Annotated in this window: 18 protein-coding genes and 1 tRNA gene; 10 read left to right on the top strand and 9 right to left on the bottom strand. The window is 68.6% G+C overall.

What is annotated here, in order from left to right:
• Positions 1-55: 55 nt before the first annotated feature.
• Entirely contained in the window at positions 56-1,138 is a 1,083-nt protein-coding gene (locus tag MLE43_RS03825; protein ID WP_243302137.1) for a sensor histidine kinase, read from the top strand.
• Positions 1,135-1,887 carry a LytR/AlgR family response regulator transcription factor gene (locus tag MLE43_RS03820; protein WP_243302135.1) on the top strand — a complete coding sequence of 251 codons (753 nt, stop codon included), beginning with the start codon at positions 1,135-1,137 and terminating at the stop codon, positions 1,885-1,887. The genes MLE43_RS03825 and MLE43_RS03820 overlap by 4 nt, the downstream gene beginning before the upstream one ends.
• Positions 1,888-1,936: 49 nt before the next feature.
• On the opposite strand, the gene MLE43_RS03815 is transcribed toward MLE43_RS03820, so the two are convergent.
• Entirely contained in the window at positions 1,937-2,506 is a 570-nt protein-coding gene (locus MLE43_RS03815) for a hypothetical protein (protein WP_243302133.1), read from the bottom strand.
• 266 nt (positions 2,507-2,772) lie between these two features.
• Between MLE43_RS03815 and purD the strand changes: the two genes are divergently transcribed.
• Positions 2,773-4,077: a phosphoribosylamine--glycine ligase gene (gene purD, locus MLE43_RS03810; protein ID WP_243302131.1), complete on the top strand. Its 1,305-nt coding sequence runs from the start codon at positions 2,773-2,775 to the stop codon at positions 4,075-4,077.
• A 69-nt stretch (positions 4,078-4,146) separates the two neighbouring features.
• Here the strand turns inward: purD and MLE43_RS03805 are convergent, their stop codons facing one another.
• A complete protein-coding gene (locus MLE43_RS03805; protein ID WP_243302125.1) occupies positions 4,147-4,497 on the bottom strand; it encodes a hypothetical protein in 351 nt (116 codons plus the stop codon).
• Between the two features lie 24 nt (positions 4,498-4,521).
• Positions 4,522-5,409, bottom strand: a complete 888-nt coding sequence (locus MLE43_RS03800) for a 3-hydroxyacyl-CoA dehydrogenase family protein (RefSeq protein WP_243302123.1) — start codon at positions 5,407-5,409, stop codon at positions 4,522-4,524.
• A gap of 123 nt (positions 5,410-5,532) precedes the next feature.
• On the opposite strand from MLE43_RS03800, the gene MLE43_RS03795 reads away from it, so the two are divergent.
• Both MLE43_RS03795 and MLE43_RS03790 read left to right on the top strand, forming a co-directional pair.
• Complete coding sequence (locus MLE43_RS03795; protein ID WP_243302121.1) at positions 5,533-6,015, top strand: DinB family protein; 483 nt, start codon at positions 5,533-5,535, stop codon at positions 6,013-6,015.
• 38 nt (positions 6,016-6,053) lie between these two features.
• A complete protein-coding gene (locus MLE43_RS03790) occupies positions 6,054-6,536 on the top strand; it encodes a nucleoside deaminase (RefSeq protein WP_243302112.1) in 483 nt (160 codons plus the stop codon).
• Positions 6,537-6,609: 73 nt separating this feature from the next.
• Here MLE43_RS03790 and speA read toward each other — a convergent pair whose 3' ends face one another.
• Positions 6,610-8,499 carry a biosynthetic arginine decarboxylase gene (gene speA, locus MLE43_RS03785; protein ID WP_243302110.1) on the bottom strand — a complete coding sequence of 630 codons (1,890 nt, stop codon included), beginning with the start codon at positions 8,497-8,499 and terminating at the stop codon, positions 6,610-6,612.
• Between the two features lie 92 nt (positions 8,500-8,591).
• The gene (gene queG / locus MLE43_RS03780; RefSeq protein ID WP_243302092.1) at positions 8,592-9,560 is read right to left on the bottom strand and encodes a tRNA epoxyqueuosine(34) reductase QueG; all 969 of its coding nucleotides are present in this window, start codon (positions 9,558-9,560) and stop codon (positions 8,592-8,594) included.
• A 92-nt stretch (positions 9,561-9,652) separates the two neighbouring features.
• On the opposite strand from queG, the gene pgsA reads away from it, so the two are divergent.
• From pgsA to MLE43_RS03765, 3 genes are read left to right on the top strand one after another with little or no spacing between them, the layout of a single operon-like run.
• Positions 9,653-10,300, top strand: coding sequence for a CDP-diacylglycerol--glycerol-3-phosphate 3-phosphatidyltransferase (gene pgsA, locus MLE43_RS03775; RefSeq protein ID WP_243302089.1), 648 nt, complete (start codon positions 9,653-9,655; stop codon positions 10,298-10,300).
• Positions 10,297-10,935 carry a DUF502 domain-containing protein gene (locus MLE43_RS03770; RefSeq protein WP_243302087.1) on the top strand — a complete coding sequence of 213 codons (639 nt, stop codon included), beginning with the start codon at positions 10,297-10,299 and terminating at the stop codon, positions 10,933-10,935. The genes pgsA and MLE43_RS03770 overlap by 4 nt, the downstream gene beginning before the upstream one ends.
• Positions 10,932-11,660, top strand: coding sequence for an SDR family NAD(P)-dependent oxidoreductase (locus MLE43_RS03765; protein ID WP_243302085.1), 729 nt, complete (start codon positions 10,932-10,934; stop codon positions 11,658-11,660). The genes MLE43_RS03770 and MLE43_RS03765 overlap by 4 nt, the downstream gene beginning before the upstream one ends.
• Positions 11,661-11,782: 122 nt before the next feature.
• Here MLE43_RS03765 and MLE43_RS03760 read toward each other — a convergent pair whose 3' ends face one another.
• Positions 11,783-13,006 carry an MFS transporter gene (locus MLE43_RS03760; protein ID WP_243302082.1) on the bottom strand — a complete coding sequence of 408 codons (1,224 nt, stop codon included), beginning with the start codon at positions 13,004-13,006 and terminating at the stop codon, positions 11,783-11,785.
• Between the two features lie 331 nt (positions 13,007-13,337).
• Here MLE43_RS03760 and MLE43_RS03755 point away from each other — a divergent pair, with 331 nt between their 5' ends.
• Both MLE43_RS03755 and MLE43_RS03750 read left to right on the top strand, forming a co-directional pair.
• On the top strand, positions 13,338-14,570 hold the full coding sequence (locus MLE43_RS03755; RefSeq protein WP_243302079.1) for an FAD-dependent oxidoreductase: 1,233 nt from the start codon (positions 13,338-13,340) through the stop codon (positions 14,568-14,570).
• A 16-nt stretch (positions 14,571-14,586) separates the two neighbouring features.
• Positions 14,587-14,663 (top strand) — tRNA-Arg (locus MLE43_RS03750).
• Between the two features lie 31 nt (positions 14,664-14,694).
• On the opposite strand, the gene MLE43_RS03745 is transcribed toward MLE43_RS03750, so the two are convergent.
• Genes MLE43_RS03745 through MLE43_RS03735 form a run of 3 tightly spaced genes read right to left on the bottom strand, consistent with a single transcriptional unit; the run spans position 14,695 to position 19,574 of the window.
• Positions 14,695-14,907: a hypothetical protein gene (locus MLE43_RS03745; RefSeq protein ID WP_243302077.1), complete on the bottom strand. Its 213-nt coding sequence runs from the start codon at positions 14,905-14,907 to the stop codon at positions 14,695-14,697.
• Between the two features lie 30 nt (positions 14,908-14,937).
• On the bottom strand, positions 14,938-16,383 hold the full coding sequence (locus MLE43_RS03740) for an efflux transporter outer membrane subunit (RefSeq protein ID WP_243302075.1): 1,446 nt from the start codon (positions 16,381-16,383) through the stop codon (positions 14,938-14,940).
• Positions 16,383-19,574 (bottom strand): efflux RND transporter permease subunit, encoded by a 3,192-nt coding sequence (locus MLE43_RS03735; RefSeq protein WP_243302061.1) that lies wholly within the window; start codon positions 19,572-19,574, stop codon positions 16,383-16,385. Before MLE43_RS03735 ends, MLE43_RS03740 begins: the two co-directional genes overlap by 1 nt.

Below are 19,574 nucleotides of genomic sequence, written 5' to 3'. Positions count from 1 at the left end.
CTCGGCTGGTCCCAGGCCGCTGGCGGGATCCTCTTCGGGCCACTAGGCTTGTGGCATGCAGCCCGCGGGGATGAAGTGGCGGTGGTACTGGGGCATCTGGGGCCTGATGGGGCTCTACATGGCCACCTGGGACATGGTCATGTACCCCTCGGCGCCGGTGCTGCGCCTCCTCCTGCTGAACCTGTTGCAGAACGGCGTCTGGGGCCTGCTGGGCCTCTACCTCATCTGGCTGGCGGACCGGCATTCCATCGAATCCTTCACCTGGTCCCAGTGGCGGACCTGGATCCTGCACCTCCTGGCGAGCATCCTCGTGGCGGCGCTGGGGCTCTTCCTGGCCTACCTGGTTTCGCTTCTGCTCGAGTCGGCCTGGGGGAAGGCGATCGATCTGGCGAGGGTCCGCAAGGACCTGCCCCGCTTCTACCGGGCCTACTTCCATACGAATCTGCTCTTGATGTGGGCCGTGGTGGCGGCCTTCCACGCCCTCCGGATCTATCGGAAGTACAAGGCCCGCGAGGTCGAGGCCGCCCAGCTGGAGGCCCGCTTCGCCGAAGCCCAGAACCTTGCCTTGCGCATGCAGCTTCAGCCCCATTTCCTGTTCAACACGCTCAATTCCATCTCCGCCCTGATCCATGAGAACCCGGACGGCGCGGATGACATGATCAGCCGCCTGGGGGGCTTCCTCCGGATGACCCTGGACGCCCCGCCGGATCAGATAGTGCCCTTGCGGAAGGAACTCGCCTTCATCAAGGCCTACCTGGCCATCGAGCAGGTGCGCTTCCAGGGGCGCTTGCAGGTCGAATTGGACGTCCACACCGGGCTGCAGGACCTGCGGGTGCCCAGCTTCATCCTTCAGCCCCTTGTGGAGAATGCCATCAGGCACGGCCTCTCCGACCGCTCCCTGGGTGGCCATCTTCGTGTGCGGGCCTCCCGGGATTCGGAGTATCTGACACTGGAAGTGCAGGATGACGGAGAGGGCTATCTGCCGGGCCGTGAAGGCGTGGGCCTGGGCAGCATCCGGGCCCGCCTGGGACTGATCTACAAGGGGCGGCATCAGATGGACATCCTCGGGGTCCCCGGCCGAGGTACCCTCGTGGTGCTCCGACTGCCCCTCGAAGCCGTGGGCGGGGAGGTGCCATGAATCTCCGGGCCCTGGTGGTGGACGACGAGGCTCTGGCCCGCCAGCGCATCCGCCACCTGCTGCGCCGGTCCACGGACATCGAGGTGGTGGGCGAGTGCACCGACGGCCTCGAGGCGGTGAAGGCCATTGAGGAACTTTCGCCGGATCTGGTCTTCCTGGACATCCAGATGCCGGAGCTGGACGGCTTCGGCGTGGTGGAGGCCGTGGGGGCGGACCGCATGCCGCCCACCCTCTTCGTCACCGCCTACGACCAGCACGCCCTCAAGGCCTTCGAGGTGCATGCCCTGGACTATCTGCTGAAGCCCTTCTCGCCCGAGCGCTTCCACCAGGCTCTGGAGCGGGCCCGCCGCTGGTGCCAGCGCAACGCGCCGGGCGATGGACCGGACCTGGAAGCCCTCATGACCAGCCTCCGCCGGGACCGGCCCTGGGTGGACCGCCTCCTGGTGCGCCAGGGAGACCGGTACATCCTGGTGCGGACGAACGCCCTGCAGTGGGTCGAGGCCGAGGACAACTACGTCCGGCTTCACGTGGAGGGCACCTCGCACCTGCTGCGGCAGACCATGACCGGGCTGCTCGCCCGGCTGGATCCGGCCCAGTTCCGGCGCATCCACCGCTCCGCCATCGTCAACCTCGACTGCATCCGGGAATTCCAGCCCTGGACCGGGGGGGACCACCTCGTGATCATGCGGGATGGCACCCGGCTCACCCTCAGCCGGACCTACCGGGACCAGTTCGGGGAATGGCTCTGAGCAGGACGAAGCCCGGCGGTTGCCGGGCCTCGTCCTGGATCTCCTGGGGTCACTCGGCCGGCAGTACCGCGATGGTGGCCATGCCCGCCTCCCGCAGCACCAGTGCACCCTTCTCGGTCATGGCGGAGCTGGGCAGGATCACGTCCACGGTGCCGATGAGGCGGTCCGTGACCAGCAGCTCGCCCCGGGTGCCGTCACCCATGCTGAACACCGCCCCTTGCTTGAGGGCTACGGGGGTGGTTCCGATGGCGGGAACGCCCCGCTGGCCGAGGTGGGAGATGGCGAGGGTGGCGCCGAAAGCGCCGTCCCGGAACAACCGGTCACCCGGCAGGAGCACCAGGTAGTCCGCCTTGTGGTTGGCGATGAGGTTGGCGGCGAGGGCCGCTTCCTCGACGCGGCGGACGTCGACCACGGTGATGAAGGCCCCTTCGCCGGCGGCCCGGGCCAGGGCCATCACCTCGTCGCGGCTGGCCCTGTAGTCGCAGATCACGCCGAGGTGCTGCTTCGCCGGCCAGGTGGCCAGGGAGGTCTTCATCAGCGGCTGGAAGTCCTCGGCCTGAAGGGCCAGGCCGGCGAAGGCCGCCACGGCCACGAAGAGGGAGGTCGAGATGCGGTTCATGTTGCCTCCGATAGGAAAACAGTCGGGGCTGGGCCCCGGCGGCGGGTGAAGGGAGCCCGGAGCGGCGATCCGTCGGGCGGGGAACGCCGGTCAACTTGAGGCGGAGACGCAAGCCTGGCCAGGGTTCAGGGGTCAGTCCCACCTGCGCTGGGCGAAAGGCCCGCTTCCGGGGGTGGACCGGCCGGGGCCCCAACCAGGCGTGGGTGGACGCCTCCGGCGACACCGGTCCTGCCCTCCCAGGCGATACTGGAGTCTCCGGAGGTTCCATGAAGATCCTGCTCCTCGGCTCGGGTGGCCGGGAACATGCACTGGCGCTGAAGCTCAAGGCTTCGGCCACCCCCGTGGAGCTCATCTCCGCGCCCGGGAGCGATGCCTTGGGGGAGCTGGGGACCTGTGTGGCGCTGGACCTGGAGGCACCCGCGGCCGTGGGCGCCTGGTGCGCCGCGAACCGGCCGGAGCTGGTGGTGGTCGGGCCCGAGGTGCCCCTGGTGGCCGGTGTGGCGGATGCGGTGCGGGCCCTGGGCATCCCCGTGTTCGGCCACGGCGCCGCCACGGCGCGGCTGGAGGGCAGCAAGGCCGTCGCCAAGGCCTTCATGGAGCGGCACGGCATCCCCTGCGCGGCCAGCCGCACCGTGGCCGATCAGGCGGAGGGCGAAGCGCTCATCCGCTCCTGGTCGTACGGTTACCCCATCGTGCTCAAGGCCGATGGATTGGCGGCGGGCAAGGGGGTGGTGCTGGCTGAGACCGAGGCCGAGGCCCTGGAGACCTTCCGGGCCTTCATGGCGGGCCAGTTCGGGGAGGCCAGCCGGACGGTGGTCTTCGAGGAACCCCTGGTCGGCATGGAACTGTCCCTGCATGTGCTGGTGGACGTGGACGCCCGGCACGCGGCCTTTGCCCTGCTGCCGGCCTGCCAGGACCACAAGCGCATCTTCGAAGGGGACCGCGGCCCCAACACTGGCGGCATGGGTGCCTTCGGACCCCTCCCCTTCCTGCGCCCCGGGGACATCGAGCGGATGCGCGCCGAGTTGGTCGAACCCACCGTGCGGGGCCTCCGGGAGGATGGCCTGTCGGCCCGGGGCGTGCTGTTCCTGGGCGTGATGTGGACCGCGACGGGTCCCAAGCTGCTGGAGTACAACGTGCGCTTCGGGGATCCCGAGACCCAGGTGCTGATGCAGCTGCTGGACGAGGACCTGGTGGCCCTGCTGCTGGAAGTCGCCGAAGGCCGGCTGGGACCTCGCGAGCTGAAGCTCAAACCCCACACGGCCATCACGGTCGTGCTGGCGGCCGAGGACTACCCGGAAGGGGCAAAGAAGGGGGTGCCCATCCAGATCGGGACACCCGGCGTCACCGTCATCCACGCCGGAACGCGGAAGCAGGATGGGCGGTGGCTGACGAACGGTGGCCGCGTCCTGAACCTGGCCACCTCCGCGCCGGACCTGTCGGCGGCCCGGGCCGCCATCGAAGCGGCGCTTGCCCAGGTCCAGTGGTCCGGCATGCAGGTGCGGCACGACATCGGCCTCAAGGCGCTGCGGCATGCAGAGGCGGGGAAGACCGTTCAGGATCCCTGGTGAGCCGCTCGTGACCGCTCTCCGACCACCAGCCGAGATCTCAGGGTGGAGGTGCTCCGGGTCTCCGGGGCTCTAGGCCCGGTGGCGCAGCATCCAGATCAGGGTGGTCAGCGCCAGCCCGATCAGGGTCGCGGCCCCGAAGGCCCGGTGGATCCGCGGGGCGGCGGTCCGGGTGCTGCGGCTCTCCCGCCAGGCCAGGGCGGCCCGCCCCGCCAGCATGGTCATGCCGGCCACGGACAGGACGGAGAGCCAGGTCAGGAGGTGGGGCCGGGCCAGGTCCCTCGGGTACAGGAGGACGCGCAGGCCGACCACGGTGAAGGCCGCCATCATGAGGTGGCCATGGAGCCGGTGCTCGCCCCGCCGGACCGCGCGCAGGGCCAGGGCCAGGAGGATCGCGGCGGGGATCAGCAGCAGGTCCAGCATGGCTGCCAGACTACAACAGGTGGCTCAGAGCGGGAGGGCCTCCATGCGCTTCTCGCCTTCCCACCGGTAGAAGCCGGCGCCGGACTTGCGGCCCAGGCGGCCGGCGGCCACCAGCTGGCGCAGCACTGAGGGCGCCTTGAAGCGGGGCTCTCCGAAGGCCTCGAAGAGCACCTCGGCCACGCTCTGCATGGTGTCGAGGCCGATGAAGTCGCTGAGGTGCAGGGGGCCCATGGGATGGCCGCAGCCCAGCTTCATGCCCGTGTCGATGTCCTCCACCGTGGCCAGCTTCTGCTCGGCGCAGCGCAGGGCGTCCAGGAGGTAGGGCACCAGCAGGCGGTTCACCACGAAGCCGGGCGCATCCGGCGCCAGCACGGCGGTCTTGCCCAGCCTCTGGACGAAGGCCTTCAGGGCGTCCAGGGTGTCGCCATCCGTGGCGAGGGTGCGGACGATCTCGACCAGGGGCATGGCGGGCACCGGGTTGAAGAAGTGCAGGCCCGCCAGGCGGGGCAGGCGGCCCGGCGCCAGGACCGGACTCAGATGCGCGACCGTGAGGCTGGAGGTGTTGGTGCAGAGCAGGGCGCTCGGATCCATGACCTTGTCCAGCTCGGCGAAGGTCTCGAGCTTGAGGTCCATGCGCTCCGGGACCGCTTCCACGACCAGATCGCTGCTGGACAGGGCGGTGAACGCGAGGGTGCCGTGGAGCCGGCTGCGATAGGCGGTCCTCTGGTCCTCGGTGATCTTTCCCTTGCCCACGGCCCGCTCCCAGGTCCCATCGATCCGCGCCAGGCCCTTGGCGAGAAGGGACTCGTCCGCCTCTTTCACCCAGACTTCGCAGCCGGCCTCGGCGGCGCACTGCGCGATGCCCGAGCCCATGAGTCCGCAGCCGACGATGCCGATGCGCTGGATGTCCATGGCGTGCCCCCTGATGGAATGGTGATGGTCTGGTCCCCATTCTCCGCCGGTTGCGGACCGCCAGGGAGGATGACCTGCGGTAGGTTTCTTCCGCTATGATTCGGCCCTGCCCAGGAGACGCCCATGACCGGCCTGCTGAAGGATCTGCTCGGCCACCAGGCCTGGGCCGATGCCATGTTCTTCCACGCCTGGGCCAAGTCGGACTTCCGGGAGGATCCCGACCTTCGGATCCGGACGGGCCATCTCGTGGCGGTCCAGGAGGCTTTCCTGGGCGTCCTCAAGGGGGAAACTCGGATCCCCGAAGAGCCACCCACGCCGGATTTCGAGGCCCTGAAGGCGCACTGCCGGACCAACCACGAGGCCTTCCGGGCCCTGGGCCGCGGCCTGGATGCGGCCTCCCTGGCCCGTATCGTGCGCGTGCCCTGGTTCCCCGATCCGCCCTGCCTGGTGTCCGTGGCGGAGGCGCTGACCCAGGTCTGTCTGCACTCCCAGCACCATCGCGCCCAGAACATGACCCGTCTCAAGGCTCTCGGGGTTGCGCCGAAGAACGTGGACTACATCCTCTGGCTCTGGAAGCAGCGGCCCGAGGGGCGCTGGGACCTCTGAGCAGTGGGAGAATGGGGCGGACCGGACGGGAGGGGATCATGGGGACGGATGCGGATGCCCTGCGCTTCATGCGCCGAGCCATCGAGCTGTCGCGTGCCCACATGGAGACAGGCGAGGGGGGCCCCTTCGGCGCGGTGATCGTCAGGGATGGAGAGATCCTGGGCGAGGGCTGGAACCGAGTCACCTCCAGCCACGACCCCACGGCCCACGCGGAGGTGGTGGCCATCCGGCAGGCCTGTGCGAAGCTCGGGACCTTCCACCTGCGGGGCTGCGAGATCTACACGAGCTGCGAACCCTGCCCCATGTGCCTGGCGGCGATCTACTGGGCCCGGCTGGACCGGATCTGGTACGCCAACGGGCGGGCGGACGCGGCGGCCATCCAGTTCGATGACGCGTGGCTCTATCGCGAAGTGGCGCTGCCCCTGGACGAGCGGAGCCTGCCGGCGACCCAGCTGCTGCGCGACGAAGCCCTGGCGGTCTTCCGCGCCTGGGACGCCAAGACCGACAAGATCCCCTACTGACAGCCGATAGCCGAGAACAGACCGCTGACAGCTGACAGCTGATAGCTGATAGCTGATAGCTGATAGCTGATAGCTAAATTTCCAGATACGTGTGCAGCTTCCGCTCTTCCGTGAGCAGGGCGCGCAGGGCCTCGGCGGCATCGCTCTTGGCGCTGGTCTTCCGCTTGGTCTGGGGGCCCTGGACGAGCACATCGGGATCGTAGTGGACGCTGCGGAGCACATGATCCACAGTGTCGCCCTTGACGAGGTGCTGGATCTTGAAGGTGTCGTCCTCGTGGACCACGATGTGGGCCTCGTTGGGCGCGCCGAAGAGGTTGTGCCGCATGCCCAGGATGTCCTGGTAGGCCCCGGTCAGGAAGAAGGCCACGTAGTAGGACTCGCCGCCGCGGGGCTCGTGGAAGGGAAGCTCGTCGCGCACATCCTTCAGGTCGATGAACTTCTCCATCTTCCCGTCGCTGTCGCAGGTGATGTCGCAGAGCGTGGCGGAAAGACCGGGTTTCTCCTTGAGCCGGTGGATGGGCATCACCGGGAAGAGCTGCTCGATGGCCCAGTGGTCCGGCATGGTCTGGAAGATGCTGAAGTTGGCGATGAGCTTGTCCGCCAGGCTCTTGTTGAGGTCCTGGAACTCCTCGGGGACATACTTCAGGCTCTTGCTGCTGAGGATGCGGGAGAGCTTGCGGCAGACCTCCCAGAAGAGGGTCTCGCCCTTGCTGCGGTCCTCCAGGCCCAGGTAGCCCAGGTTGAAGAGGGTGAGCAGCTCGTCCTTCTGGGTGATGGCGTCGTGGTACATCTCGGCGAAGTTCTTCACGGAGATGTTGTCGCGGGTGTAGGCCAGCTCCTTGAGGATCTGGGGCTCGTTGCCGGTGAGGGTCACCGTGTACTTGGTGTGGGTGGTGTCGATGAGGCCGATGATGTCCACCACCACCACCTCGTGGTAGGCCACGATGGCGCGGCCGGACTCGCTCAGGAGGTCCGGCATGGGCACCTGCTCCTGGGTGCAGATGTCCTTGGTGGTGTAGACCACGTCCGCCGCGTACTCGGCGATGGTGTAGTTCATGGAGCTGCTGAAGGTCGTCTTGCTGCCGTCGTAGTCCACGCCGAGGCCGCCGCCCACGTTGAGGTAGCGGATGGGCACGCCCATCTTGCGGAGCTTGGCGTAGATGCGGGTGGCCTCCTTCATGGCCGACTTGATCTTGCGGATGTCCGTGATCTGGCTGCCAATGTGGAAGTGCAGCTCGATGACGCTATCCAGCAGGTCCCGCTTCTCCAGCACCTCGATGGCGTCGAGGATCTCCCGCGTGGTGAGGCCGAACTTGGCGTGGTCGCCGGCGCTGGTCTCCCACTTGCCGCTGCCCTGGGCATTGAGCTTGGCCCGCAGCCCGATGAGCGGCTCCACCTTCAGCTCCTTGGCCACCTTCAGGATCAGGGGCAGTTCCGTCATCTTCTCCACGGTGATGACGACCTTGCGCCCGGCCTTGCGGGCCAGCAGGGCCATGCGGATGAAGGACTCGTCCTTGTAGCCGTTGCAGAGCACCAGGGCCTCGGGATGCAGGTCGAGGCTCAGGGCGATCATGAGCTCGGGCTTGGAGCCGGCCTCCAGGCCGTAGTGGTACTTGTTGCCGGAGCGGACGATCTCCTCGACCACTTCCTTGGTCTGGTTGGTCTTCACGGGGTAGACGCCCTGGTAGCTGCCCTCGTAGCCGAACTCGATGATGGCGCGGCGGAATGCCTCGTTGACCTCCACCACGCGGTGGTCGAGCACCTGCGGGAAGCGCAGGTTCACGGGGGTGCGGATGCCCTTCTTCTTCAGGTGCTGGACGATCTCGTAGACGTCGCAACTGAGGGACTCGTCCTTGGTGGGCGTGATCTCCAGATGGCCCTTGGCATTGATGCCGAAGTAGCCATTCCCCCACTCCTTCACGCCGTACAGGGTCGCGGCGTCCTGGACCGTCCAGTGCTTCATGGGCATCCGAGGTGCCTCCTCAAAACCGGGGCGGCCACCTTTGGCCGGAAGTTTGTTTATATGGAAAAAAGCCCAATAGTTCCAATGAAAAATCACTCTCCCAGGATTCGACCCAGGGTGGCCCGCCAGTGGCGGTCCCTCACGCGCCTCAGGGCGGTCCGCCGGGTGAGCTTCCGCCACTGGGCGGCGCCCCGGGGCAGATCCCCTGCTGAGCGGGTGTGGAGGGGGCTGGGGCCGCCCCAGAGGGCCGGATCGCCCCAGACCGGACCCCGGTTCCAGGGGCAGGCCTCCTGGCAGGCGTCGCAGCCCGCCGCCCAGCGACTCTCCGCCAGGGCCGCGGTGACGGCGGCAGGCGGTTCGGTCTCGGTCTCGATGGTGTAGGTGGTGAGGCAGCGGGCCGGGTCGAGGCGGAAGGGCTCCAGGGCGCCGGAAGGGCAGGCTTCCAGGCAGGCGGTGCAGGTTCCGCACTGCTGGGTTCCGAACGGTTCGTCCGGGGGCAGCCCGATCGACAGCAGCAGGACCCCGAGGAAGCCCCAGGAGCCGCCCTTCCCGGCAATGAGGAGGGTGTGCTTGCCCTGCCAGCCCAGGCCGGCCCGGGCGGCCAGCTGACGCTCCAGGAGGGGGGCCGTGTCCACACAGACCCGGCCCTCCAGGCCCGGCCAGCGGGCCTGGGCCGCCTCCAGCAGCCGGGCGAGGCGGGGCTTCAGGATCATGTGGTAGTCCGGCCCCCAGAGGTACCGGCTCAGCTTCAGGCTGCCCGGAGCCGCTCCCGGCACGGCCTCGGGGCGGGCATAGGGGAAGAACCCGACCAGGGCCGTCCGGGCCTGGGGCCATAGGACCCTGGGGTCCAGCAGGGTGGCTGGTTCCAGGTAGGGCAGGAGGGTCGCGCGGCCCTCCTGGAACCAGGTCCGGAGGCGATCCGCCTCCGGCAGGAAGGGGTCGCAGCCGGCAAACCCCGCCAGGGCGAAACCGGCGGCCAGGGCCTCAGATCGCAGCCAGGCCTTGAACGCCAGGGGGTCCAGGGGTTCGACGGACACGCGCAGGCCACCTCCCTGGATCATCCTCGCTCCGGGACCGGGGCGATGTCACGGGGTTCCGGAACGCGGCGGCCCCGGAAAAGGCGGTAGGCTGGAAGCGGAGCCGAACGCCCGTCATGAACCTGCCCAACGTCCTGTCGCTCGCGCGGATCCTCATGGTCCCTGTCCTGGTCGTGGTGCTCATGACCAAGGTGACGAATCACGAGGTCATCGGCGTGCTGGTGTTCTGGGCCGCGTCCATCACCGATGCCCTGGACGGCTACTTCGCCCGCCGCTGGAAACAGGTGACCACCCTCGGGAAGCTGCTGGACCCCCTGGCGGACAAGCTGCTGGTGTCAGGCGCTCTGATCTCCCTGGTGGAGCTGAATCTGGCTCCGGCCTGGATGACCTTCATCATCCTGGCCCGGGAATTCGCGGTGACGGGCCTGCGCGGCATCGCCAGCGAGGAGGGCATGACCATTCCGGCGGGCACCATCGGCAAGTGGAAGATGGGCTTCCAGGTGGCGGCCATCTCCTGCCTCATCCTGGGCCCGCGGCTGGACTACTGGCTCTTCGAGTGGACCCACAAGGACATCTTCCACCTCTTCATCCAGCTCAACCGGCCCTACAGCTTCTTCTGGGGCATGGGCGTCCTGCTGCTGTGGGGCGCCGTCATCCTCGCCATCTGGAGCGCCATCTCCTACTTCCACGGTTTCTGGAAAGTGGTGGGGCCAAGCATCCTGGCCGAAGACGGCCGCCTCACCGGCCACAAGGACCCTGAATGATCCGCAAGTATCTCCTCGCAGGCCTGTTCACCCTCCTGCCCCTGGTGGTGACGCTCTGGATCCTGAAGGGCATCTTCACGGCCCTGGTGGGGGTCTTCCGGGAGCCGCTGACCTGGGTGGCCCACCAGGTGCACGTGCCGGATCCACCCACCTGGGCGTTGGCCCTGTTCTCCGCTCTGGCCACGGTTCTGCTGCTGCTGGGGGTGGGTGCCCTGATGGGCAACTTCATCGGTCGCCAGCTCCTGACCTGGCTGGATGAGCTGATGATGTCCCTGCCGGTGGTGAAGACCGTCTACGGCGCCACCCGGCAGCTCATGGGCGCCATCCAGTCGGGGCAGGGCGGCAGCTTCAAGGAGGTGGTGGTCGTGGAGTGGCCCCATCCCGGCTCCTTCACCTTGGGCTTCGTGGCCAGCCGGGACTGCTCCTGGGCCATCCCCGGAGGCCAGGGCATGGTCGCCGTCTACGTGCCGACCGCCCCGAACCCGACCTCTGGATATGTGGTCATGGTCGAGGCGTCGAAGGTGAAGCCGGCGGATCTCAGCGCGGACCAGGCGCTGACCTGGGCCATCAGCGGCGGGGTGGTGACGCCGGCCCGGACGGGCACGGGCTCCTTCCGGATGCCGGAAAAGCCATGAGCGCCCTGCAAGGCCGGCGCATCCTCGTCACCGGTGCCGGCAGCGGCATCGGCCGGGCGGCGGCGCGGTGGTTCCGGGACCGCGGTGCCGACTTGATCCTCGCGGGACGCCACCTCGACACCCTGCGCGAAACCCTGCCGGATGCGGTCCACGTGGTCCTGGATCATTCGGATGACGCCGCCGTGGCGGCCTTCGCCCGGGAGTGCCCCGAGCTGGACGGCATGTTCCTGAACGCGGGCGCCCTGGTGCTGGGCTCAGTGGCCTCGACCCCGGCCACCGGTTTCGATACCGCCATCGCCGCGAACCTGCGGGGACCCTGGCTCATGGCCCACCACTTGGGTGCCCGGATGAAGGACGGCGGGAGTGTCGTGCTGGTGGGCTCCAACATCGGCCTCCGGGCCATCCCGGACAGCGCGGCCTACAGCGTGGCCAAGGCCGGCGTCCACATGCTGGCGAAAGTGCTGGCCCTGGAATGGGCGCCCCGGCGGATCCGCTGCAACGCCATCGCGCCCGGACCGGTCCGCACGGCCATGGTGGAGGCCCGCCTCGCCGCCAGCGAGGATCCCGAGGGCGACCTGGCCGCGCTGTCGGCGGTGAATCCCCTCAGGCGCCTCGGCTCCGAGGACGAAGTGGCGGCCCTGGCGGCGCATCTGCTGGGCAGCGAGAGCGGATGGACGACAGGGATCGTCATCCCGATTGATGGTGGTGCCGACGCGGTCTACTAGGCCCGCTGGTCAGGCGATGCTCAGCAGGGCGGGGGCCCCGCTCGAGAGGCTGCCGCGCAGCCTCCGCTCGCGACCCGCCTCTGCTTCGCGGTGGTGCCGACGCGGTCTACTGAGCGGCGCAGCTACTCGACGAAATCCAGGTCCCGCCCATGGGTCTCGGCCATACCCCACAGGGAGACCAGGGCCAGGGCGAAGCAGACGCCGCCCACGACCCAGGCGGAGCCGATGTAGCCCAGGCGGCCGCGCAGCATGACGAAGCTGCTGGTGATGAGCGGCACGGCGCCCCGGACGAAGTTGGGCACGGTGGTGGCCACTGTGGAGCGCAGGTTGGTGCCGAACTGCTCCGCCGCGATCGTCACGAAGACCGCCCAGTAGCCGACCGCCAGGCCCAGGAACCCCGCCAGGAGGTAGAGCATGGTCGGGGTGAGCCCCCGCAGGCTCAGGTAGGCCGCCACGCCCGCCAGACCGGCCAGGATGAAGACCAGCACCACCTTCTTGCGGCTCCCCCAGAGCTGGCTGAGCACCCCGGAGGCCAGGCTGCCCAGGGTGATGCCGCTGTAGCAGAAGGCCACCGCCGTGCCGGCGCTCACCGGGCCCCGCACGGCGATCTTGGGGGCGAACTCCGGCGCGGAGGTGATGAGGATGGCCACCACGAACCAGGTCGGCAGGCCGATGAGGATGCAGCGCAGGTAGCGCAGGAAGCGCTCCCGGTTGGTGAAGAGGCTGAAGAAGTCTCCGCGTTTGACTTCGTGCTGCCCCAGGTCCCGGAACATCCCGCTCTCCCTCAGCCCAAAGCGGGTGGCCAGCAGCAGCAGGCCCAGGCCGCCCCCGGCCAGGTAGGCCACGCGCCAGGGGAGGTACTTGCCCACAAGGCTGGCGGTCACGGTCCCGAAGATGCCCACGCCGGCCACGATGGCCGTGCCGTAGGCGCGAAGGTCCTTGGGGAGGATCTCGCTCACGAGCGTCACCGCGGCCCCCAGCTCGCCGGCCAGACCCAGGCCCGCCAGGAACCGCCACACCGCGTAGGCGGGGATGCCGTGGACGAAGGCATTGGCGATGTTGGCCACGGAATAGAGGGCGATGCTTCCGAACAGGGTGCTCAGGCGGCCCTTCTTGTCCCCCAGCACGCCCCAGAGGATGCCCCCGAGAAGCATGCCGACCATCTGCGCATTGAGCAGCAGGAAGGTGGCCGAGACCTGGGCGTCGCCCTGCGGGACGCCCAGGGCCGTGAGGCTGGGCTGCCGCACGATGGGGAAGAGCAGCAGGTCGAACATGTCGACGAAGTACCCCAGCGCGGCCACGAGGACCGTGAGGTTCAGGATCGCGCGAAGTCGAGTCTGGGCCATGAGGGTCATTGAACCATACGAATCCTTGGGAGAACCCGGCACACTGTTAGGGTCTGGTTTCGAAATGGGATGGGGTCGCGCAAGGGGCGCCGCCCAAGCGAGACAAGGAGAGCGACGCTGGCAATAGCGGCACTATTGGCGAGGAGTTCGACGCGGTATCGCGCCGGGCGCCGCCCCTTGCCCTCCGGGACGAGGCCAGCCGCACCCCTGGCTTCGTTATCGGCCTCGAACGATGTCCCGCATCGCCCTTCGGCCGCTACCTCGCCATGGGCGCGGCTGGCCGGCGTCGCGGCCCGGTCCCACTTCGAAACCAGACCCTAGCGAGGTGATCATGTCGGACGTGGCCTGGCCCGCCCCACCGCAGGGAGCCTGCACCCTGCCTGAGCGCTTGGAGGCGGAGGTGGCCATCCTGGGCGCCGGCATCCACGGCGCGGCCCTGGCGCGGGAACTCACCCTGCGCGGCGTGTCCTGCGCCCTGGTGGACAAGGGCGAGGTGGGGGGCGGCACCAGCCAGTGGTCCAGCCAGCTCCTGCATGGCGGCATCCGCTACATGCTCACGGGCGACATCCGTCAGATGCGGGAGGGTCTGGCGGAACGCGCCACCTGGGCCCGCATCGCACCCCGCCGCTGTCACTGGGAGGCCTTCTGGATGCCCCACCGGTCCTGGCCCGAGGGCCTGGCACACCGGGTGGGCATCGGCCTCTACGACTTCTGGGGCTCCGAGCGCCCCGGCTGGCCCGCGGAACTGAGCCTCGGCCATGTGTCGAAGGAAGCCTTCCTGGCCGACCCGCGGGGCGTCCTCGGTGCGTTCCGCGGCGCCACCGCCTATGCGGACCTCATGACCTGGGACCGCGACCTGACCAGGGACCTGGCGGCCTCCAGCGAGGCCATGCTCCTGGAATTCCACGAGCCGGAGGGCTTCGAGCAGGGCGATGGCGGCCTGAAGCTCCTGCACCTGCGGGACCGCCGGGACGGGTCGGCACGTCAGCTCGCGGCGCGGCGCTGGGTCTTCGCCCTGGGACCCTGGACGGATGGCGCCATGGCGCGCTGGTTCGGCGAGACTCGCAAGCGCCTGCGGCTGTCCTCGGGCATCCACCTCTGGTTCGATGGCGTTCCCGGCTGCGAGCGGCCCTGGGCCATCCGGCGGCCCAAGGGGCGCATCCTCTTCGTGATCCCCCGGGACGGCATGCTCCAGGTGGGCACCACCGAGCGCGAGGTGGAGGACGGCTGGGTGCCCATCCTCGAGGCCGAACGGGAGGAGCTCTTCGGCGCCCTCGAAGCCAACCTGCCCAGCCTTCCCTGGCGCGAGATGCCGGTGCGGGCGGAGGAACTGGGGGTGCGGCCCCTGGTAGCCGCCAGCGGCGCCACCACCCACCTGAGCCGCGAGGCCGTCCTGGAGCGGCATGCCCGCCTCCCGAACCTCACCCTCGTGCTGGGCGGCAAGCTCACCACCGCCCGCGCCCTCATGGACCGTCTGGCCACCGACCTCACCGGCCTCCGCTGCGAGGCCTCCACCACCGCGCCCCTGCGCCTTTGGGATGGACAAGCCGCGCAGATCCGGTAGAATCATTTCTTCACGCGGTCCCGTAGCTCAGCTGGATAGAGCATCAGACTACGAATCTGAGGGTCGGGCGTTCGAGTCGCTCCGGGACCACCACTCACTTAGGCCATCCAAGGGATGGCCTTTTTCATGGCCGCATGATCTTCATGTCCACGAAGGGCGAGTGGGTGGTGAGGCCGTCCACGATGTGCGCCAGGGCGGCCTTGCAGGTGTCGGGGTCGCCCTTGAACAGGGTGTACTGCTCATCGGCGTTGCGGGCGACGATGGCGCTGTCTTCGATGCGGATGGTCCGCACGAACATCAGGTTGATGATCTCGGCGGATTGGGTGCGGACCCACATGACTTCCTCCTGGTCGGGATGATTCTCGACCTAATTGGACGATTTGGCGGCCGGGTTGGCCGGTTCCTTCGGGCGATCGGGCTGCTTCCAGCCGCCGCCCAGGGCTAGGTAGAGGCGGATGACGCTGCGCTGCTGGTCCGAGAGGGCCTCGGCGTAGGACAGCTCGGCGGAGAACAGCTGGCGCTGGGCATCCAGGACTTCGAGGTAGGGCGATACGCCGCCTTCGAAGCGCATGGTGGCGATGCGCTCGGCCTCCCGCAGGGAGCGGAGCAGCTGTTCCTGCGCCGTGACGATCTCCTTGGCCTTGGCCACCCCCGTGAGGGCGTTGGAGACATCGCCGAAGGCGGACAGGACGGTCCTCTCATAGGAGGCCCTGGCCTGCTCCCATCGGGCGATGGCGGCCTTGCGCTGGTACCGCAACGCCCCCCCGTGGAAGATGGGGGCGAGGATCCCGCCGCCCGCGCTCCAGCTCTGCTGCCCGGAGCTGGTGAGACCCGCGAGCTCCACGCTCTGGTAGCCGAGGCTCCCGGTCAGGGTGAGGCTGGGGAAGAGGTTGGCCGTGGCCACGCCGACCTGCGCGTTGGCGGCCCGCAACAGCTCCTCCTTCTGACGGACATCGGGACGCCGCTCCAGCAGCTCCGAGGGCAGCCCCGGGGCGATGGCCTTGGGAGGCACCGCCTGGAGCGCCACACCGCGTGGCACCGGCCCCGGCATACGTCCCAGCAGGAGGTTGATCTGGTTCTCCTGGGTCTGGACGGCCAGCTCCAGCTGGGGCACGGCGGCCTCGGCCAGGGCCAGCGCCGAAGCCGCTTGGCTGGTCTCCAGCTTGTCGCCGACGCCCCCCAGGACGCGGCTCTCCACCAGGGCGAGGGCGCGCTTCCTCACTTCCACGGTGCGCCGCGCGGTCTCCAGCTTCATGTCCAGGGACTGCAGCTGGTAGTAGCTGCCCACCACATCCCCGACCAGGCTGAGGAACACGGCCCGGCGACCCTGCTCGGAAGCCAGATACTGGGCCAGGGCGCTTTCCTGGGTGCGGCGGATCCGCCCCCAGATGTCCAGTTCCCAGGTGGCGGCGAAGCCTGCGGAGAAATTGTCGCTGATGACCGTCTGGGTCCCGCCGGTGGAAGAGAGGGCCCGCTTGCGCGTGGCGGTCCCGCCGAGGTCGAGGTCCGGTCCCAGCCGGTTGATGCCGGCCAGCGCCCGGGCCTCCTCCATGCGGCTGACGGCGATCTGGAGGTCGTGGTTCTTCTTCAGGGCCTCGAGGACGAGCCCCTTCAGCACCGGATCATCGTTGACGATCTCCCACCAGCCCAGGTCGGCGGAGAGGGCCTCCGTGGCCGTGGCGGTCTGGGCCGGATAGGCGGCGGGGATCTCCAGGGCGGGCCGGCGGAAGGTCGGGCCCAGGGCGCAGCCGGTGGACAGGGCCAGCCCCGCCAGGCCGGCGGTCCAGGTCCAGGCTCGGGGTTGCTTCGGCATCAGGGCCTCCCTTCGGGGGTGGGAGATTCCGCAGGGTCGGCCTCGTCGGGATCCGGCTTCTTCTCCCCGAAGCGGTCCACGAGCACGTAGAGGGCCGGGATGAAGGAGACGCCGAAGACGGTGGCCACGAACATGCCCACGCAGACCGTGAGGCCCATGACTTTCCGGGCCTCGGCCATGGCGCCCGAGGCCATCACCAGGGGCAGCACGCCGAGGATGAAGGCGAAGGCGGTCATGAGGATGGGCCGGAAGCGCAGCTTCGCGGCCTCCAGGGCGGCCTGGGTCACGCTGAGGCCCGCCTCGCGCCGCATCTTGGCGAACTCCACGATGAGGATGGCGTTCTTCGCGGCCAGGCCGATCAGGGTGATCATGCCGATCTGGGCGAAGACGTTGTTCACGTAGCTGCCGCCCCAGACCTGCGGCAGCAGCGTGCGAAGCAGCCACAGGCCCGCCATGGCGCCAAAGACCGCGAAGGGCGTCCCCAGGAGCACGCTGAAGGGCAGGGACCAACTCTCGTACTGGGCGGCCAGGATCAGGAACACGAAGACGAGGGCCATCAGGAAGACGACCCCGCCGGTGCCGGCGGCCTTCTTCTCCTGGTAGGAGAGGTTGGACCACTCGTAGCCCCAGCCCTGGGGCAGCACCTTGTCGGCGGTCTCCTCCAGCGCCCGGTGGGCGTCGTCGGAGCTGTAGCCGAGGGCGGGGGAGCCGGTGATCTCCGCCGCCCGGAACAGGTTGAACCGGTTGGTGAAGCTCGGCCCCTGGGTGTCCTTCATGGTGACGAGGGTATCCAGCGGGATCATCTGGCCCTCGTTGCTTCGCACGAAGAACTGGCTCAGAGACTTCGGCGAGGTCCTGAACTCCGGCTCCGCCTGGAGGTACACGCGGTAGACGCGGCCGAACCGGTTGAAGTCGTTGATGTAGGAACTGCCCAGCAGCGCGCCCATGGTGCGGTTCACTTCCTGGATGGGCACGCCCAGCTTCTGCGCCTTCTCGATGTCGATATCCGCATAGATCTGGGGTTCGGTGGCGCGGAAGAAGGTGGCGATGCGCCCGATCTCGGGGCGCTTCCGGGCCTCCGCGATGAACTTGTCGGCCAGGGCTGCCAGGGCCTCCGGCGTGCTGCCCGAGCGGTCCTGCAGCATGAACGTGAAGCCGGCGCTGGACCCCAGGCCGCGGATGGGCGGCGGCCCGAAGGCGAAGACCTGCGCCTCCGGGATCTTCTGGTAGAACTCCTGGTTCAGCTGCTGCATGACCTGGTCGATCCGCTCCTTGACCCCGCCCCGCTCATCCCACGGCTTCAGCGCCGCGAAGCAGAGGCCGGTGTTCGGTGAGACGGTTCCGGTCAGCACGCTCCGGCCGGAGGAAGCGGTGTAGTCCTGGATCGCGGGGTTGCTCGCCAGGACCTTCTCCACCTTGCGGAGCACGGCCTCGGTGCGCTCCAGGGAGGCCGCGTCCGGCAGCTGGACATTGACCAGGAAGTAGCCGTTGTCCTCGTTGGGAAGAAAGCCCGAGGGAACCGACTTCAGGAGGCCGCCCGCCACGAGCACCAGGGCGCCCACGACCAGGAGGCTGCGCGCGCCCTTGCGGATAAGGACGTGGGTGAAGGCCAGGTAGCGGTCGGTGCCGATGCCGAAGATCCGGTTGAACCAGGCATAGAAGGGGTCGAGAACGTGCTTCTCATCCGGCTTCCGGGCCCGCAGGAACTTCGACGCCAGGGCAGGGCTCAAGGTGAGGGCGCTGATGGCGGAGAAGGCCACGGAGATGGCGATGGTCACGGCGAACTGCTGGTAGAGCCGCCCCGTGATGCCGCCCATGAAGGCAACGGGCACGAAGACCGAGATGAGGATGAGGGCGATGGCGACCACGGGACCGGTCACTTCCTTCATGGCCTGGGCCGTGGCCTCGCGGGGACTCATCCCCTGCTCGATGTGGTGCATGACCGCTTCCACCACCACGATGGAGTCATCCACCACGATGCCGATGGCCAGCACGAGGCCCAGCAGCGAGAGCACGTTGATGGAGAAGCCCACGAGGGGGAATACCGCAAACGTCGCGATGAGGGACACCGGCACGGTGATGAGGGGGATCAGCGTGGCCCGCCAGTTCTGGAGGAACACGAAGACCACCAGGATCACAAGCAGGACGGCCTCGAACAGGGTGATCAGGATCTCGTGGATGCCGGCGCTGATGGCCTTGGTCGTGTCCAGCACCGTCTTCTGCTCCATGTCCCTCGGGAAAGCGGGGGCCACCTCGGCCATGGCCTTCTCGACGGCGTCCCGCACGTCCAGGGCATTGGAGCCCGGGGCCTGGTAGACGGCCAGCAGGGCGGAGGGCTTGCCGTTGATGCGGCCGGAGGACATGTAGCTGAGGCTGCCCAGCTCCACGCGGGCCACGTCACGCAGGCGGACCTGGCTGCCGTCCGGGTTCGAGCGCACGATGATCGCGCCGAACTCGTCCGCCGTGGCCAGGCGGCCCTGGGTCTTGACGGTGTAGGTGAAGGCCGTGCCCGCGGGCGCGGGCGGTCCGCCCAGCTGGCCGGCCGGAGTGATGTCGTTCTGCGCGGAGATGGCGGCGAGCAGGTCACTCACCGTGAGGCCCAGGGTCATCAGGCGGTCGGGCCTCACCCAGACGCGCATGGAGTAGTCCGTGCCGCCGAGCACGCCCACCTCGCCCACGCCGTTCACGCGGGTGAGGCGGTCCTGGATGTTGATGCTGGCGTAGTTGGTGAGGAAGGTGTTGTCCCAGGTGCCCTTGGGAGAGGTGAGGGCGATGATCAGCACCGGCAGGGAGGTGGACTTCTTGGTATTGACGCCGTACTGCTTCACGGCCGCGGGCAGGGCCGCATTGGCCTGGGCCACGCGGTTCTGCACCAGCATGGTGGACGTGTCGAGGTTGGCGCCCACTTCGAAGGTGACCTCGGTCTTGAGGGTGCCGTCATTGCCGTTGGTGGACTTGAGGTAGAGCATGTTGTCCACGCCGTTGAGCTGCTGCTCGATGGGCGTGGCCACGGCCCTCTCCACGTCCTGGGCGGCCGCGCCCGTGAAGGTGGTGGAGACGATGATATTGGGCGGCGAGATGTCCGGGTACTGGGCGATGGGCAGGCCCTTCAGGGCGACCAGGCCGACGATCACCATGAGGATGGCCATGACCATCGCGAGGATGGGCCGGCGGATGAAGATGTTGCCCAT

The sequence above is a fragment of the Geothrix oryzisoli genome (assembly GCF_022808865.1).
In the GTDB taxonomy this organism is placed as follows: Bacteria; Acidobacteriota; Holophagae; order Holophagales; family Holophagaceae; genus Geothrix; species Geothrix oryzisoli.
This window is presented reverse-complemented; position numbering and strand designations above follow the sequence as displayed.

Coding starts and splice junctions, on each gene's coding strand:
- MLE43_RS03825 (WP_243302137.1), top strand. CDS start 56: ATGCAGCCCGCGGGGATGAAGTGGCGGTGGTACTGGGGCATCTGGGGC.
- MLE43_RS03820 (WP_243302135.1), top strand. CDS start 1,135: ATGAATCTCCGGGCCCTGGTGGTGGACGACGAGGCTCTGGCCCGCCAG.
- MLE43_RS03815 (WP_243302133.1), bottom strand. CDS start 2,506: ATGAACCGCATCTCGACCTCCCTCTTCGTGGCCGTGGCGGCCTTCGCC.
- purD (WP_243302131.1), top strand. CDS start 2,773: ATGAAGATCCTGCTCCTCGGCTCGGGTGGCCGGGAACATGCACTGGCG.
- MLE43_RS03805 (WP_243302125.1), bottom strand. CDS start 4,497: ATGCTGGACCTGCTGCTGATCCCCGCCGCGATCCTCCTGGCCCTGGCC.
- MLE43_RS03800 (WP_243302123.1), bottom strand. CDS start 5,409: ATGGACATCCAGCGCATCGGCATCGTCGGCTGCGGACTCATGGGCTCG.
- MLE43_RS03795 (WP_243302121.1), top strand. CDS start 5,533: ATGACCGGCCTGCTGAAGGATCTGCTCGGCCACCAGGCCTGGGCCGAT.
- MLE43_RS03790 (WP_243302112.1), top strand. CDS start 6,054: ATGGGGACGGATGCGGATGCCCTGCGCTTCATGCGCCGAGCCATCGAG.
- speA (WP_243302110.1), bottom strand. CDS start 8,499: ATGAAGCACTGGACGGTCCAGGACGCCGCGACCCTGTACGGCGTGAAG.
- queG (WP_243302092.1), bottom strand. CDS start 9,560: ATGATCCAGGGAGGTGGCCTGCGCGTGTCCGTCGAACCCCTGGACCCC.
- pgsA (WP_243302089.1), top strand. CDS start 9,653: ATGAACCTGCCCAACGTCCTGTCGCTCGCGCGGATCCTCATGGTCCCT.
- MLE43_RS03770 (WP_243302087.1), top strand. CDS start 10,297: ATGATCCGCAAGTATCTCCTCGCAGGCCTGTTCACCCTCCTGCCCCTG.
- MLE43_RS03765 (WP_243302085.1), top strand. CDS start 10,932: ATGAGCGCCCTGCAAGGCCGGCGCATCCTCGTCACCGGTGCCGGCAGC.
- MLE43_RS03760 (WP_243302082.1), bottom strand. CDS start 13,006: ATGGCCCAGACTCGACTTCGCGCGATCCTGAACCTCACGGTCCTCGTG.
- MLE43_RS03755 (WP_243302079.1), top strand. CDS start 13,338: ATGTCGGACGTGGCCTGGCCCGCCCCACCGCAGGGAGCCTGCACCCTG.
- MLE43_RS03745 (WP_243302077.1), bottom strand. CDS start 14,907: ATGTGGGTCCGCACCCAATCCGCCGAGATCATCAACCTGATGTTCGTG.
- MLE43_RS03740 (WP_243302075.1), bottom strand. CDS start 16,383: ATGCCGAAGCAACCCCGAGCCTGGACCTGGACCGCCGGCCTGGCGGGG.
- MLE43_RS03735 (WP_243302061.1), bottom strand. CDS start 19,574: ATGGGCAACATCTTCATCCGCCGGCCCATCCTCGCGATGGTCATGGCC.